General features: G+C 38.1%; 11 protein-coding genes. All 11 read left to right on the top strand.

Annotation, left to right across the window (positions count from 1 at the left end; genetic code table 11):
* Positions 1-347: 347 nt before the first annotated feature.
* The 11 genes from ACFFIS_RS01870 (at position 348) to glpX (ending at position 15,587) form a co-directional block, all read left to right on the top strand.
* Positions 348-1,487, top strand: coding sequence for an acyl-CoA dehydrogenase (locus tag ACFFIS_RS01870; RefSeq protein WP_320380319.1), 1,140 nt, complete (start codon positions 348-350; stop codon positions 1,485-1,487).
* A gap of 151 nt (positions 1,488-1,638) precedes the next feature.
* Positions 1,639-2,583 (top strand): methylmalonyl Co-A mutase-associated GTPase MeaB, encoded by a 945-nt coding sequence (gene meaB, locus ACFFIS_RS01865; RefSeq protein ID WP_320380318.1) that lies wholly within the window; start codon positions 1,639-1,641, stop codon positions 2,581-2,583.
* Positions 2,576-3,187 (top strand): TetR/AcrR family transcriptional regulator, encoded by a 612-nt coding sequence (locus ACFFIS_RS01860; RefSeq protein ID WP_320380317.1) that lies wholly within the window; start codon positions 2,576-2,578, stop codon positions 3,185-3,187. Before meaB ends, ACFFIS_RS01860 begins: the two co-directional genes overlap by 8 nt.
* 119 nt (positions 3,188-3,306) lie before the next feature.
* Positions 3,307-6,549, top strand: coding sequence for a fused isobutyryl-CoA mutase/GTPase IcmF (gene icmF, locus ACFFIS_RS01855; RefSeq protein ID WP_390185916.1), 3,243 nt, complete (start codon positions 3,307-3,309; stop codon positions 6,547-6,549).
* 493 nt (positions 6,550-7,042) lie between these two features.
* On the top strand, positions 7,043-7,645 hold the full coding sequence (rpoE, locus tag ACFFIS_RS01850) for a DNA-directed RNA polymerase subunit delta (RefSeq protein WP_390185915.1): 603 nt from the start codon (positions 7,043-7,045) through the stop codon (positions 7,643-7,645).
* Positions 7,646-7,954: 309 nt separating this feature from the next.
* The gene (pyrG, locus tag ACFFIS_RS01845; RefSeq protein ID WP_390185914.1) at positions 7,955-9,553 is read left to right on the top strand and encodes a CTP synthase; all 1,599 of its coding nucleotides are present in this window, start codon (positions 7,955-7,957) and stop codon (positions 9,551-9,553) included.
* Between the two features lie 648 nt (positions 9,554-10,201).
* Positions 10,202-10,573: a response regulator gene (locus ACFFIS_RS01840; protein WP_320380314.1), complete on the top strand. Its 372-nt coding sequence runs from the start codon at positions 10,202-10,204 to the stop codon at positions 10,571-10,573.
* Positions 10,574-10,880: 307 nt separating this feature from the next.
* On the top strand, positions 10,881-11,744 hold the full coding sequence (gene fba / locus ACFFIS_RS01835) for a class II fructose-1,6-bisphosphate aldolase (RefSeq protein WP_390185911.1): 864 nt from the start codon (positions 10,881-10,883) through the stop codon (positions 11,742-11,744).
* Positions 11,745-11,791: 47 nt separating this feature from the next.
* The gene (fsa, locus tag ACFFIS_RS01830) at positions 11,792-12,433 is read left to right on the top strand and encodes a fructose-6-phosphate aldolase (protein ID WP_320380312.1); all 642 of its coding nucleotides are present in this window, start codon (positions 11,792-11,794) and stop codon (positions 12,431-12,433) included.
* A gap of 786 nt (positions 12,434-13,219) precedes the next feature.
* Positions 13,220-14,509, top strand: coding sequence for a UDP-N-acetylglucosamine 1-carboxyvinyltransferase (gene murA, locus ACFFIS_RS01825; RefSeq protein WP_390185910.1), 1,290 nt, complete (start codon positions 13,220-13,222; stop codon positions 14,507-14,509).
* Between the two features lie 106 nt (positions 14,510-14,615).
* Positions 14,616-15,587: a class II fructose-bisphosphatase gene (gene glpX / locus ACFFIS_RS01820; RefSeq protein WP_320380310.1), complete on the top strand. Its 972-nt coding sequence runs from the start codon at positions 14,616-14,618 to the stop codon at positions 15,585-15,587.
* Positions 15,588-16,041: the final 454 nt, after the last annotated feature.

Below are 16,041 nucleotides of genomic sequence, written 5' to 3'. Positions count from 1 at the left end.
GAACAGACCAGATGAACGCGAACCAGGGCTAAGTTCACCACGTCCTGTGGTAACGCCTGCGCTAGTACGTCCTGTGCGTCGGAAACCCCACATGAAAAAATTTAAGGAGGGCCGACTAAATACGGCCTTTGCGGCCAACGTCGGCATACCCCAGTGTTGGGGCAAGGCCGTGCCCGCGGAAAGCGAAGTATTCTGCCGAAGCGACGTTAGCGAGCTAATTAAGTTTAAAGACAAGTTTTCACTACGGAACAGTTTAGGTCAATTAGGTAAGTAAATAAATGATAGGATTCTACGATGTGTTCTTAGTAATACGAAATAGCACCTATACAAACAAGGGGGAAATAGAGATGAATTTTCAACTAACAGAAGAACAAGAAATGCTCCGAAAGATGGTACGAGATTTTGCAAAAAAAGAAGTGGAACCTACAGCAGCAGAACGTGATGAAGAAGAACGATTTGATCGTGCCATTTTTGATAAGATGGGAGAACTCGGTTTAACCGGAATTCCTTGGCCGGAAGAATACGGCGGGATTGGATCAGACTATGTAAGCTATGTCATTGCAGTTGAAGAATTATCACGCGTATGTGCATCGACAGGCGTTACATTATCCGCCCACTTATCTTTGGCAAGTTGGCCATTATATAAATACGGGAATGAAGCACAAAAGAAAGACTTCCTTTATCGCCTCGCAACAGGTGAAGCGCTTGGTGCTTACGCATTATCAGAACCGGGTGCAGGAAGTGATGTTGCATCTATGCGCATGTCTGCAAAAAAAGATGGCGATCGGTATATTTTAAACGGAAATAAGGTATGGATTACAAATGGTGAAGTGGCAGATATTTATATCGTATTTGCGAAAACCGACCATGATGCCAAGCATCGCGGAATAAGTGCTTTTATTGTAGAAAAGGGAACAGAAGGATTCTCCTTTGGTAAAAAAGAAAAGAAATTGGGGATTCGTTCTTCTCCTACAACGGAATTAGTTTTTGAAAATTGTAGTATACCAGCAGAAAATATGCTAGGGACTGAAGGTGACGGATTTAAAATCGCAATGTCAACGCTTGATGGTGGAAGAAACGGAATTGCCGCTCAAGCAGTTGGAATTGCCCAAGGAGCACTTGACGCAGCAATTGCCTATGCGAAAGAGCGAGAGCAATTTGGGAAACCAATAGCACATAATCAAGGAATCTCCTTTAAATTAGCCGATATGGCGACGGAACTCGAAGCTGCACGATTATTAACATATCAAGCAGCATGGTTAGAATCACAAAATCTACCATATGGAAAAGCATCCGCGATGTCTAAATTATTTGCTGGTGATGCGGCAATGCGCATCACGACAGAAGCTGTGCAAGTATTCGGTGGGTATGGGTATACAAAAGATTATCCTGTGGAGCGTTATATGCGTGATGCAAAAATTACACAAATTTACGAAGGAACAAATGAAATCCAACGCCTTGTCATTGGCAGAATGTTAACGAAGTAATATAAAAGCATAGAAGTAATAAAAAAATATATAGATAGGAATAAGTTTTGAAAAAGACCCGATACGGTCAACAAACAATCAGGAGGGGAAGCGTGAAAGCCTCTGCCTGATTGCAGTCTCACTTCATAATACGTATGAAAGGAATGGCAACATGCATCCACTAGTGGAACGGATTAAACAAAAAGATGTTCGTGCCTTAGCGCGCGCAATTACGATTGTTGAAAATGATGAAGAAGATAAGTTAGCGCTCATGAGCGAAGTCTTTTCGATACAAAAGACCGCATTATATGTTGGATTAACAGGATCACCAGGTGCTGGAAAAAGTTCTTTAGTGAATCGCTTAATTGCAGAAATACGTCAAGAAGACAAAACAGTTGCTGTAATTGCAGTTGATCCAACTAGTCCATTTAGTGGCGGTGCACTCTTAGGGGACCGTGTCCGGATGCATGACCATTTCACAGATGATGGTGTATTTATTCGCAGTATGGCAACAAGAGGAAGCTTAGGTGGTTTAGCAAGGGCAACAAAGGATGCAATTCGTATTTGTGATGCGTATGGATTTGATGTTGTGATTGTTGAAACAGTTGGTGTTGGACAATCAGAATTAGATATTATGAAAATAGTAGATACGACAGCAGTTGTACTGACGCCGAACAGTGGCGATGTGTTGCAAATCTTCAAAGCAGGTATTATGGAAATTGCTGATTTATTTATCATTAATAAAGCGGATTTGCATGGTGTTGGAAAACTTCGTGCACTTTTACGTGAACTCGTCATGATAACAAAAACTGATAGACGCGAAACACCCATCGTAAAGACAATATCGACTGAAAATAAAGGTATCGATAAACTATGGAAAGAAATTAACAAACATCATCAATATTTGTACGAAACGATGGAAGGGGAAAAACGTCGTACGAATCAATTAGAATTGGAAGTGTATGAATTAATTCGCGAAGAAATATGGCGGGACATTCAACAATTTATCATGAATGACGAACATATTCCACCAATCACAGCAACAGATGATCCTTATCAACTTGCAAAACTCATATTTACAAAGTGGAAAAAGGAGGGAGCCATAAAAGGTGACTGAAAACCGCATTGAAACATCTGTCAAGGATCAGGAGTTAATTGCGAAAAGACGGCAGCAGATGATAAAAGGGGCAATAAGTTTATTTAAAGAAAAAGGCTTCCACCGCACAACGACGAGAGAAATTGCTAAGGAATCGGGGTTTAGTATTGGTACGCTCTATGAATACATACGAACGAAAGAAGATGTGCTATTTCTCGTTTGTGATGCAATTTATGAGCAAGTTCGAAAACGGCTAGAAGATACCATTCAATCTGATTCCCCATCCATTGATAATTTAATATTTGTTGTGAAAAAATACTTCGTTGTGATGGATGAAATGCAAGAAGAAGTCATTATTATGTATCAAGAAGTTAAATCATTAAAAAAACCGGCACAAGACTATGTACTACAAAAAGAACGCGATATGGTGAACATGCTAAAAGAAGCAATTGTAACATGTTTACCAGACACGTTAACAGAACTTGATGCCGAATTATTAGCGAACAACATTTTCATTCAAGGGCAAATGTGGGGCTTCCGTAGATGGATATTACAAAAACGTTTTACATTAGAAACATATGTAGATAAACAAGTTCAATTTTTGCTATCAAGTCTAGCAAAATAGCAAATGAACATGATTGTATCGATTTCGTACGGAGTTAAATTGAGCGAGCGTTCAGTAGGGGACGTGGGAAATGTGAGTGTGAAAGAGAAAAAAAGCATGCATACAAGGGGAGGATTTTTGTGAGTCAAGTAGAAATATATCGTCCGACACATCCAGTTCGATTTGTAACTGCGTCTAGTTTATTTGATGGGCATGATGCATCGATTAATATCATGCGCCGAATTTTACAGGCAAGCGGGGCAGAAGTTATTCATCTTGGGCATAACCGTTCGGTTGAGGAAGTAGTCCATGCGGCAATCCAAGAAGATGCGCAAGCAATAGCTATTTCTTCTTACCAAGGTGGTCATGTAGAATATTTTAAATATATGATTGATCTTTTGAAGGAATTAGGGGCTGAACATATCAAAGTATTTGGTGGTGGCGGTGGTGTTATCATCCCACGTGAAATAAAGGAATTACATGATTATGGTGTGGCATGGATTTTTTCACCAGAAGATGGTCGAAAATATGGTCTGCAAGGTATGATTAATGAAATGCTTAAAATCGCTGATTACATGCCACCTTTTCATGGAAAAGAAGAAATAACAAAGCTTGTAACTGGAGACAGGCAAGCTATATCTCGTCTTATCACTTATATTGAAAACGAAAAAGGTGAAAGTAAAGACAAGGAAAATATCTTGAACGCAGTGAAGGAAAAGGCAAAACATGCTATCCCGGTTCTTGGAATTACAGGTACAGGTGGAGCGGGAAAAAGTTCCTTAACGGATGAGCTAATTCGACGTTTTATCCATGAGGTACCAGAGCGAAAGATCGCGATTATTTCGATTGACCCGACAAAGCGAAAAACAGGTGGAGCACTACTCGGTGATAGAATTCGAATGAATGCGATTTTTTCAGATCGTGTGTATATGCGCTCATTAGCAACACGTGATTCAAAAACTGAATTATCGAAGGCGATTCAAGATGTTATTACGATTTTACGAGCATCAGATTATGACTTTATTATTGTAGAAACAAGTGGTATTGGGCAAGGGGATGCTGCTATAACGGAAATAACGGATTTATCAATGTATGTGATGACAGCTGAATTCGGTGCACCAACCCAACTAGAAAAAATTGATATGATTGACTTCGCTGATTTTATTGTAATTAATAAATTTGAGCAAAACGGTGCAGAAGACGCATTGACACAAGTGCGAAAACAGTATGAACGCAGTCATATGTTATTTCATGAGGATCAAAATAAGTTCCCGGTTTTTGGAACGATTGCAAGTCAATTTAATGACGCGGGGACAAATGCACTTTTTGCCAGCTTGATTGATACATTAAATGACAGATACGAATGGGATGAACAAGTTGATTTTGAAAGATATAAGATTGCCGAAAAGCAAAACATGATTATCCCAAATGATCGCCGTCATTATTTATTAGAAATTGCCCAGCATGTTCGAAAGTACCACGAATATGTAGCAGAGCAAAGTGATATTGCACGTACATTATTTCAGCTTGAAGGCACGAAAGCAGTCATTCATGATGAACGAACAAACAAAACAATATTAGAGACGATTTCAAAATACGAGGAAAAACTGGACACGAAGGCCAAAAAGCAATTAGAAGCATGGGATGAAACACAGAAAAAATATCAGCAGGAAACAATGACTTTTCAAGTACGAGATCGAGAAATTGAAATGGATATTGTAACAGAATCTTTAGCTGGTTTAAAAGTTCCGAAAGTTGCGTTTCCAAAGTATACCGATTGGGGCGAGCGTCTCACTTGGCTATTGAAAGAAAATGTCCCGGGCGCATTCCCATTTACTGCTGGTGTCTTCCCGTTTAAACGTAAAGGTGAAGACCCGACACGCCAGTTTGCAGGTGAAGGAACACCAGAAAGAACTAATCGCCGTTTTCATTACCTATCGAAAAATGAGGAAGCGAAACGACTTTCAACAGCGTTTGATTCCGTTACATTATACGGAGAAGACCCAGCGTATCGCCCAGATATATATGGGAAGGTTGGCGAAAGCGGTGTTAATATATGTACATTAGAAGATATGAAGAAGTTGTACGATGGTTTTGATTTAACAAACCCGAAAACATCTGTTTCGATGACAATTAATGGACCTGCACCTATTATCTTAGCGATGTTCTTTAATACAGCTATCGATCAACAAGTAGAAAAATTTAAACAGGAACAAAAACGTCAACCGACAACAGACGAATATGAAAAAATAAAAGCTGACACGTTGTCGGTTGTCCGTGGTACTGTTCAAGCAGATATATTAAAAGAAGATCAAGGACAAAACACATGTATTTTTTCTACAGAATTTGCATTACGGATGATGGGGGATATTCAGCAGTACTTTATTCATAAAAAGGTACGGAATTATTATTCGGTGTCAATCTCTGGTTATCATATTGCTGAAGCCGGTGCAAATCCAATTACACAATTAGCGTTTACACTGGCAAATGGATTTACGTATGTAGAATATTATTTAAGTCGTGGTATGCATATTGATGATTTCGCACCAAACTTATCATTCTTTTTCTCAAATGGCCTTGATCCGGAATATACGGTTATCGGTCGGGTGGCACGACGAATTTGGGCGGTCGTGATGCGCGATAAATACGGTGCAAATGAACGTAGTCAAAAATTGAAATACCATATTCAAACATCAGGCCGGTCCTTGCATGCACAAGAAATTGACTTTAATGATATTCGTACGACATTACAAGCTTTAATCGCGGTACAAGACAACTGTAACTCCTTGCATACAAACGCTTATGATGAGGCAATTACAACACCTACAGAGGAATCGGTCCGTCGTGCCATGGCAATCCAAATGATTATTAATCGTGAATTTGGGTTAACAAAAAATGAAAATTCCTTACAAGGCTCGTTTATTGTCGATGAATTAACAGACCTTGTAGAAGAAGCTGTTTTACAAGAATTCGAACGGATGAATGACCGTGGTGGTGTGCTAGGAGCAATGGAGCGTCAATACCAACGCGGAAAAATCCAAGAAGAATCATTGTATTATGAAGGGAAAAAGCATTCAGGGGAATTACCAATCATTGGTGTAAACACATATTTAAATCCGAATCCACCATCGGAAGAAGACATTGATGCAATGGAGTTGGCCCGGGCAACAAAAGAGGAAAAGGAACATCAAATAACTGAATTGAAGAAATTCCAAGCAGAAAATAAAGAGCAAGTTGATGTTGCTCTAAAACGATTGAAGGAAGTTGCAACAACAAATGGCAATATATTTGCGGAATTAATGGAAACGGTAAAAGTAGCTAGTCTTGGCCAAATTACAAATGCACTTTATGAAGTAGGCGGACAATACCGTAGAAATATGTAAATAAATAGTTTCATGCTTAGAAGGGGTATGTACACAGTACCCTTTCATTTTTTATTAAAAAGACCTTAAGATTGTACTATCTCACATAGAGTTGGCGTATATTTAAAGCAATTTATCATAGTCTAAGCGAAAACTCCTTTAAATTAGTTTTTAAAAAACATAGCATATGGTAATGCTAAACGATATATTACTTTTTCAATGTAAAAGAGGTCTTTTTTTACCTCTCATCAAACGTCAAATATATCGTCTTTTAGTCACAAAAAAAGATAAAATGAAACGTGACGTATATTACTAGCATAAACCTTATATTTTTGCTTATAATGGTTTGTGTAGTTTTGAAAAGATATGATGTATAATAATCAAAAAGTAAATTGCTTTTTAATAAGACACATATGAAGTATGACAAAAGTTATGTTACAAATTTGGTTGGGAAAAATGAAATTCTTAATGAGGCAATTTGTCACATTATCATTTATAAAGGGAGTGCGATAGCATGAGCTTAGCGGATTATAGTAAAGAACAATTGCAAGATATGTCGATGATTGAGATTGCGAACTTAATTTTAATTGATGAAAAGAAAGCAATGGATTTTAGAGATATTTTTGAAAAGGTAGCAGAAATAAAAGGATATTCAGAGAATCAAAAAATAGAGTATATGGCACAGTTTTATACTGATTTAAATGTGAATGGTCACTTTATGACGCTTGGTTCGAATATGTGGGGATTAAAGCGCTGGTATCCAGTAGAGCAAATTGATGAGGATATTACAGTTACTCCGAAAAAGAAAAAGAAGAAAAAGAAGAAAAAGGTTGTTGAAGATTTCGATGAAATTGAAGAAGATTTAGATTTGGAAGACGAAGATGATGAACAAGATTTACTAGATATAGATAGTGATGATGACGAAGATGATGAAGACGAAGATTACGATGAAGTAGAGGAATTTGATAAGAAAGATGATGAATTTCCTGACTTCGATGATGATTTAGATGAGGATGAAGAAGAGCCAGAAATTGAACTCGACGATGAAGAATTTGATGAAGATGACGAGTTTGAAGACGAAGATGATGATGAATATGTAAAGAGCGAAGATAAATAATATTTTAATTTTGCTTACAAGATTTTTTCTCATGTATCTTGACTTTTTCCACTTGGATAAGTACAATTTTAGTTGGGCTCCATAAAAAGATAAACATAGGCGTTCCCCTATTTATAGGGGAGCGCTTTTCTTTTTTTGATAAAAAAATAGATGGGAAATGACAGTCTACTACAAATGAACTGTCTGTTTTTCCGAGATTTTCCCCAAGAGGTGGAAACGAAGTTCTAAAATAAGATTCAAAATATACTTCGTGTACACAATAAGGGTAACAATAACAAATATATGAAGGACAAAGAAAGAGGGATGAACGTGACTAAATATATATTCGTCACAGGTGGTGTTGTATCATCACTAGGAAAAGGAATTACAGCTGCGTCACTAGGTCGATTATTAAAAAATCGTGGTTTAAAAGTAACGATACAAAAATTTGACCCGTATATTAACGTAGACCCAGGAACGATGAGTCCATATCAACATGGAGAAGTATTTGTCACAGAAGATGGCGCAGAGACAGATCTTGATTTAGGTCATTATGAGCGATTTATTGATATTAATTTAAATAAATATAGTAATATTACGACAGGTAAAGTGTATTCCACTGTCATCAAAAAAGAGCGTCGCGGCGATTATTTGGGTGCAACAGTACAAGTTATTCCCCATATTACAAATGAAATAAAAGAACAAGTATTTAGAGCTGGCGAAGCAACTGATGCTGATGTTGTAATTACTGAAATTGGTGGAACAGTTGGCGATATTGAATCACTTCCTTTCCTTGAAGCGATTCGACAAATTAAAAGTGATATTGGCCGTAACCATGTGATGTATATTCATTGTACGCTTGTTCCATATATTAAAGCGGCTGGTGAAATGAAAACAAAGCCTACGCAACATAGTGTGAAGGAATTGCGTTCATTGGGAATTCAGCCAGATGCAATTGTATTACGTACAGAACATCATATTAGTAAAGAAATGAAAGAAAAGATTGCGCTATTTTGTGATATTAATGAAAATGCAGTCATTGAAATGCGTGATGCTGATGTGTTATATCAAATTCCGCTTGATTTACAAAACCAACATTTAGATCAACTTGTGTGTGATCATTTAGGTCTAGTATGTCAAGAAGCAAAGATGGATGAATGGCGTGAATTGGTAGAACGTGTACAAGGACTAACAAAAAAGGTTACCATCGGTTTAGTTGGAAAATATGTTGAACTACCTGATGCTTATTTATCTGTTGTAGAGGCGTTAAAACATGCTGGATACGTATATGATGCGGATATAGAAGTGAAATGGATTAACTCGGAACAACTAGATACAAAAACAATCGATGAAGCATTATCTGAAGTAGATGGCATTATTGTCCCTGGTGGATTTGGAAATCGTGGTATTGAAGGAAAGCTTGAAGCGATTCGTTTTGCACGGGAGGAGAAGATTCCATTTTTAGGAATTTGTCTAGGTATGCAATTAGCTACAGTAGAATTTGCAAGAAATGTACTCGGTTTAAATGGTGCACATTCAACTGAAATTGATCCAAAAACGGCTTATCCAATTATTGACTTGTTACCAGAGCAGAAAGATTTATCTGATCTTGGCGGTACATTACGTCTTGGTAAATACCCATGTAAATTAGTAGATGGCACGAAAACAAAAGCAGCATATGACGCGGATATGATTGAAGAACGCCATCGTCATCGTTACGAGTTTAATAATGATTACCGTGAACAAATGGAGGAAAAAGGTTTTGTCTTTTCTGGGACAAGTCCGGACGGTCGTCTTGTAGAAACAATCGAAATACAAGATCATCCATGGTTTGTTGCTAGTCAATTTCACCCAGAATTTAAATCACGTCCAACAAAACCACATGCATTGTTTGTAGGTTTTATTGGAGCAGCGCAACAATATAAATAATTCATTTATTTTTCAAAAAGTCCACTATGGTATGTTATACCCGAAAAGTTAGATGTGGTGGTCTAACTTTTCGGGGGTACATCATAGAAATGGGCTTTTTTGAAATGTAAACGAGCATAAATATACTGCATCGTGATATGTCTCATTACATTGTAAACCATTGAATGAGAGAAAGTTCGACTTAGGCGGAGGCGGGGATTCAAACCTATCATCGTCCCTTTATGTATTAGGTAAGCGAAGATGTAACGAATAGGTGCTTATGATCTTGATAAAATTTCGCAATGTGCGATATAAAGTGCGTTTTATTGATGAAGCTTATCATTCTAACACGACAGGAACTTATGCATTTTATAAAGCTTTGTGTTGTATCAAGTTTATAAAAATAGTAGTTTAAAATAAGAAGTAATCGGGTAAATCGGTAATGGCCTGCTTTCCTTTTCGACATTATTTGTAAATAAATGTTGCATTGAAACGTTTTGCATGTAATGATGGATATAATTAAACATACATCTTCATCATGTTGTCTGTTTTATACATATTATATAGTACATAGACATCAGGACTTTTTACTTGTATTGTTATTTCGTTCGTTATAAGGGAGGACTTTTGGCCCAAAGTGTGAATTGGTATGTGGGGGGAGAAACATTCATGAAACATATTTTAGTTGTTGATGATGAACATGGAATACGGCTACTCATTCAAGAAATACTGAAAGCGGATACACTAACGATACATACTGCTGAAACGGGTAAACAGGCAATTGATATGATTTTAGAACTACCAATTGAGTTATTGATTATTGATTATAAATTACCAATTATGGATGGTATAGAGGTTTTACATATATTAAAAGATAAAAAAATTAACTTACCAACCATTTTTATGACGGGATTGATTGAATCTATTGAAGGGGAAGTAGAACAATTTGATTTTGTGAAAGCAGTGATATCTAAACCTTTTGATGTGAAAGAATTATACACAACCGTTCTTTCCATTATGAAATTGCCTTGCCCAAAGTAAAGGTTACATCATCGGTTATTTTTCGCATTTTTCGTCTAGATTGCAAATATCCTGCTATTATTTTCTTTTAGTAAAGCATTGTAACAATTTAGTCATTTTTATAAGAAACCATTATTTTTATGTTATGTCATCGCTATCATTGCTCAGAACGAATGGGAAAAGGCTGACGCTTAAAAATAAGATTGTCCTCAATTGTTGCGCCAACATCTGTGAATTGATATTCTATATGTGTAAAGTTATGTTTTATTTATATATGATACTTAGTCTCAAAATTTATTTGTAACAACAATCTGAGGAGGAGTTTTTTATGCCATTAGTTTCAATGAAAGAGATGCTTGAAAAGGGGAAAGAAAATCATTACGCAGTAGGTCAATTTAATTTAAACAATTTGGAATATACGCAAGCAATTTTGCAAGCGGCTGAAGAAGAAAAGTCTCCAGTTATTCTTGGGGTTTCTGAAGGTGCAGCGAGATACATGGGTGGGTTCAAAGTTGTCGTTGCAATGGTTGAAGCATTAATAGAAGAGTATGGTATTACAGTACCAGTCGCTATTCATCTTGACCATGGATCAAGCTACGAAGCTTGTGCAAAAGCAATTCATGCAGGATTTACTTCAGTCATGATTGATGCATCTGCACTACCACTTGATGAAAATATTGCAGTTACAAAAAAAGTAGTAGAATTAGCACATTTCCATGGCGTGTCTGTTGAAGCAGAATTAGGACGTGTTGGTGGACAAGAAGACGATCTTATTGTCGATGACGCGGAAGCAATGTATGCAATTCCAGAAGAGTGTGATCGCCTAGTTAGAGAAACTGGTGTGGATTGTTTTGCTCCTGCACTAGGATCTGTTCATGGACCTTATAAAGGTGAACCAAATCTAGGGTTTGATCGTATGGAAGAAGTAATGAAGCTTACTGGTGTTCCATTAGTTTTACATGGTGGTACAGGCATCCCAACAAAAGATATTCAACGTGCAATCTCATTAGGAACTGCAAAAATTAATGTAAATACAGAAAACCAAATTAACCAAACAAAAGCAATTCGTGAGGTTTTAAACAACGATCTAGACGTATATGATCCAAGAAAATATTTGGGACCTGGACGTGACGCAATTAAAGAAACAGTAATTGGCAAAATGCGCGAATTTGGTTCATCCCAAAAGGCATAATAATGAATAGTACGTTTTAAAATATGATGGGACAGTGAGGGGTTCACATGAAATTTTTTGTAGATACAGCAAATATTGATGAAATTCGTGAAGCGAATGAACTCGGTATTCTAGCCGGGGTTACAACAAACCCAAGTTTAGTTGCTAAAGAAGGTGTATCTTTTCATGAGCGATTAAAGGAGATAACAAAAGTTGTCTCTGGTTCTGTTAGTGCGGAGGTTATCGCGGAAGATGCTGCAGGAATGATTGAGGAAGGAAAGGAATTAGCTGCCATTGCTCCTAATATTACGGTGAAAGTACCGATGACATTAGAAGGATTAAAGGCTGTTAAGGCTTTTCACGACCTTGGCATCAAAACGAATGTAACGCTCATATTTAATGCGAATCAAGCATTGCTTGCTGCCCGTGCTGGTGCAACATATGTTTCACCATTTTTAGGTCGATTAGACGATATTGGCCATGATGGCATGCAATTAATTGCGACAGTTGCAGAAATATTTGACCGTCACCAAATTCCTACAGAAATTATCGCAGCATCCATTCGTCACCCGCTACATGTAACAGACGCTGCATTAAATGGTGCACATATCGCAACCGTCCCACTACAAGTCTTAAAACAACTTGTAAAACATCCATTAACTGACCAAGGAATCGAACGTTTCCTAGCAGACTGGAACAAAACAAAATAAAGAAAGCCATAGGCACGAAATGAAAAAGTTCAAAAACGTTATCATTTCGTGCCTATTTGAACATACTGTTAGAAAAGCGAAAGCACCCGCTTAGCAACGTCGAACTGCGCCCTGCCAAGCAGGGTGGGTCGACGTTGCCACGCAAAGTGGCGGTTTTAGTCGATCATCCTATAAAGTCTACCGAGATAAAGGAAATATGCCCCAACATTGGGGTATGTCGACGTTGGCCGCAAAGGCCGTAAGTAGTCGACCTTCCTTTAGAGGATACGAACCGATATTGACTTATCGTACGGAGGCGTCCGAAGTTTGCTAGTTGCTGGGTGCTTGAGCTAGACAAGAAAAGCGAAAGCACCCGTTTAGCAACGTACAAACTGCGCCCTGCCAAGCAGGGTGGGTCGGCGTTGCCACGCAAAGTGGCGGTTTTAGTCGATCATCCTATAAAGTCTACCAAGATAAAGGAAATATACCCCAACATTGGGGTATGCCGACGTTGGCCGCAAAGGTCGTAAGTAGTCGACCTTCCTTTAAAGGATACGAACCGATATTGACTTATCGTTTAGGGAGGTAGTTCGACTAAGTACGCCACGTCTGTGGCAACGTCGAACTGACCTACGTCCTGTAGGCCCAAGTTTGCTAGTTGCTGGGTGCTTGAGCTCATGCGTTAGCTTTATGTAGAACGCAACCATCCAAAATATGAGACATGTTCGTACTACGTATGTACCTTGTACGCATGTTTGCATCATCAACATGTCTTTATAAATGTATCGATAAAGTGGGGTTTTTTACATGCAGAAAATTTTAGTTGAAGGTGGTCATGTTTTAAACGGAAAGGTTCGGATTAGTGGAGCTAAAAATAGTGCAGTTGCTTTAGTACCAGCAGCAATTCTAGCAGATTCCCGCGTTACATTAGAAGGCCTTCCCAATATATCTGACGTATATACACTTGCCCAATTGCTAGAGGAAATTGGCGGAAGTGTCTCATGGGATGCAGGGCAGACACTGCATATTAACCCGGAAAACATGATTTCTATGCCATTACCAAATGGAAAAGTGAAAAAACTACGTGCCTCTTATTATTTTATGGGGGCAATGCTAGGGAAATTTAAAGAGGCAGTAATTGGCTTACCTGGAGGCTGTCACCTAGGTCCGCGTCCAATTGACCAACATATAAAAGGATTCGAAGCATTAGGTGCAGAAGTAACCAATGAACAAGGTGCAATCTATATTCGCGCGAAGGAATTAATTGGTGCTCGGATTTATTTGGACGTCGTGAGTGTTGGAGCAACGATAAATATTATGTTAGCCGCAGTTAAAGCAAAAGGAAGAACAGTTATCGAAAATGCGGCAAAGGAACCGGAAATTATCGATGTTGCAACATTGTTAACAAATATGGGCGCGAAGATTAAAGGTGCTGGTACAGATGTTATTCGCATTGATGGTGTACCAACTTTACATGGTTGTCGTCATACAATCATTCCAGACCGAATAGAAGCCGGGACATATATTATTGCGGCGGCTGCAGCTGGAAAAGAAGTCGTGATTGACAATGTTATCCCGCAACACTTAGAATCACTCCTTGCAAAACTTCGTGAAATGGGTGTCACCATCAAAGAAAGTGATGATCAATTATATGTTTCCCCGGGCAAGAAGTTAAAGAGTGTAGATATCAAAACATTAGTTTACCCCGGCTTTCCAACTGATTTACAGCAACCATTTACAACATTGTTGACAAGGGCATATGATACAGGAGTCGTAACAGACACTATTTACAGTGCTCGCCTTAAACATATTGATGAATTAAGACGCATGAATGCAACGATCAAAGTAGAAGGCGGATCTGCAATCGTTACAGGACCAGTGGAATTAGAAGGTGCAAAAGTAAAAGCAAGTGATTTACGTGCAGGCGCAGCACTCGTTATCGCTGGACTAATCGCCAATGGTATTACTGAAATAACTGGCCTTGAACATATTGATCGTGGTTATGAAAATATGACTAAAAAATTAACGAATCTCGGTGCTAAAATTTGGCGAGAAAATATGACAGAAGAAGAAATTAGGCAATTTCAAAATTCGTAATTCATATTAAGATAAATACGTGATATGATAGAGATATTGGAAAGAAAATGCTCTTCTTTTGTACCTCTTGGGATGAGGGTATTAATAAAAGGGAGAAGGAATAATAATGGAAAGAAGTTTAACGATGGAGTTAGTACGCGTGACAGAAGCTGCAGCATTAGCATCTGCTCGTTGGATGGGAAGAGGAAAGAAAAACGAAGCAGATGATGCTGCTACATCAGCAATGCGTACTGTATTTGACACCATTCCAATGCAAGGTACCGTTGTCATTGGAGAAGGTGAACTAGATGAAGCGCCGATGCTTTACATTGGTGAAAAGCTTGGAATGGGAACAGGTCCAATTGTTGATGTGGCAGTAGATCCTTTAGAGGGAACAAATATTGTTGCAAGTGGTTCGTGGAATGCGTTATCTGTTATTGCAATCGCGGATGGCGGTATGTTGCTCCATGCACCGGATATGTATATGAGGAAAATTGCAGTTGGCCCTGAAGTAGTAGGGAAAATTGATATTAATGCTTCCCCACGAGAAAATATTGAAGCTGTTGCCAAAGCTAAAAATAAAGCAGTAGAAGATGTCGTTGCCGTTGTTTTAAATAGACCACGTAATCATGGTGTAATCGCAGCAATTCGTGAAGCGGGTGCTCGAATCAAACTCATCACGGATGGTGACGTGGCAGCCGCAATCAATACAGCTTTCGATCATACGGGAGTTGACATTTTATTTGGTATAGGCGGCGCGCCAGAAGGTGTATTGTCAGCTGTTGCCTTAAAATGTTTAGGCGGTGAAATCCAAGGACAGCTTATGCCAACAAATGATGCAGAAAAAGAGCGCTGTAAACGGATGGGAATCGATGATATCAACAAAGTTTTTTATATGAATGATTTATGTGATGGAAATGACGCAATTTTTGCGGCTACTGGTGTAACCGATGGTGAGTTGCTAAAGGGAGTTCAATTCAAAGGATCCAAAGCAACAACACAAACAGTTGTGATGCGTGCAAAAAGCGGAACGGTTCGTTTTATTGATGGAGAACATAGTTTAATTAAAAAACCAAACCTCGTTATGGATGCAGAATAGAGAAGCCCTAATAAGTAATTGGGTTGTGATGTAGCCCATTACATCTAAGTGTAAACTAAAAGTCTATGTATAAAAAAACTTAAATAGCCAACAATATTACAAGTCACATAGATTTAGCTGAAGTAGCGTTGTAAAAACCCCTTGAAAACGTCGGTTTACAGCGGTAGACCGACGTTTTACTTTTCATGAGTTGAATAAATTCCGTTAAAAGTTTAATATAGAGTTAGTAAAGCGGTTTTATTACCGTGATGATTTCTATTAAGATACAAAATAAATAAGCTATATGTTCAATGATGTTCTATGAAGCATTCCTGCGTAAACACTACGTCAATGGAATTAGTTCATTTTGAAAACTTGGCTCTACAATAAATAGTGTTGGTGATAAAAATTCACTAACACTATTTTTAGTATTAGTAAAAATAGAAAACAAGTGAGTTTCCCTGTAGAATTAAAG

It is taken from the genome of Paracerasibacillus soli, assembly GCF_042432965.1.
In the GTDB taxonomy this organism is placed as follows: Bacteria; Bacillota; Bacilli; order Bacillales; family Amphibacillaceae; genus Paracerasibacillus; species Paracerasibacillus soli.
This window is presented reverse-complemented; position numbering and strand designations above follow the sequence as displayed.

What these genes read in the sequence shown, in the direction of transcription:
- meaB (WP_320380318.1), top strand. Translation starts at nt 1,639, where the DNA reads ATGCATCCACTAGTGGAACGGATTAAACAAAAAGATGTTCGTGCCTTA.
- glpX (WP_320380310.1), top strand. Translation starts at nt 14,616, where the DNA reads ATGGAAAGAAGTTTAACGATGGAGTTAGTACGCGTGACAGAAGCTGCA.
- rpoE (WP_390185915.1), top strand. Translation starts at nt 7,043, where the DNA reads ATGAGCTTAGCGGATTATAGTAAAGAACAATTGCAAGATATGTCGATG.
- ACFFIS_RS01840 (WP_320380314.1), top strand. Translation starts at nt 10,202, where the DNA reads ATGAAACATATTTTAGTTGTTGATGATGAACATGGAATACGGCTACTC.
- fba (WP_390185911.1), top strand. Translation starts at nt 10,881, where the DNA reads ATGCCATTAGTTTCAATGAAAGAGATGCTTGAAAAGGGGAAAGAAAAT.
- fsa (WP_320380312.1), top strand. Translation starts at nt 11,792, where the DNA reads ATGAAATTTTTTGTAGATACAGCAAATATTGATGAAATTCGTGAAGCG.
- ACFFIS_RS01870 (WP_320380319.1), top strand. Translation starts at nt 348, where the DNA reads ATGAATTTTCAACTAACAGAAGAACAAGAAATGCTCCGAAAGATGGTA.
- murA (WP_390185910.1), top strand. Translation starts at nt 13,220, where the DNA reads ATGCAGAAAATTTTAGTTGAAGGTGGTCATGTTTTAAACGGAAAGGTT.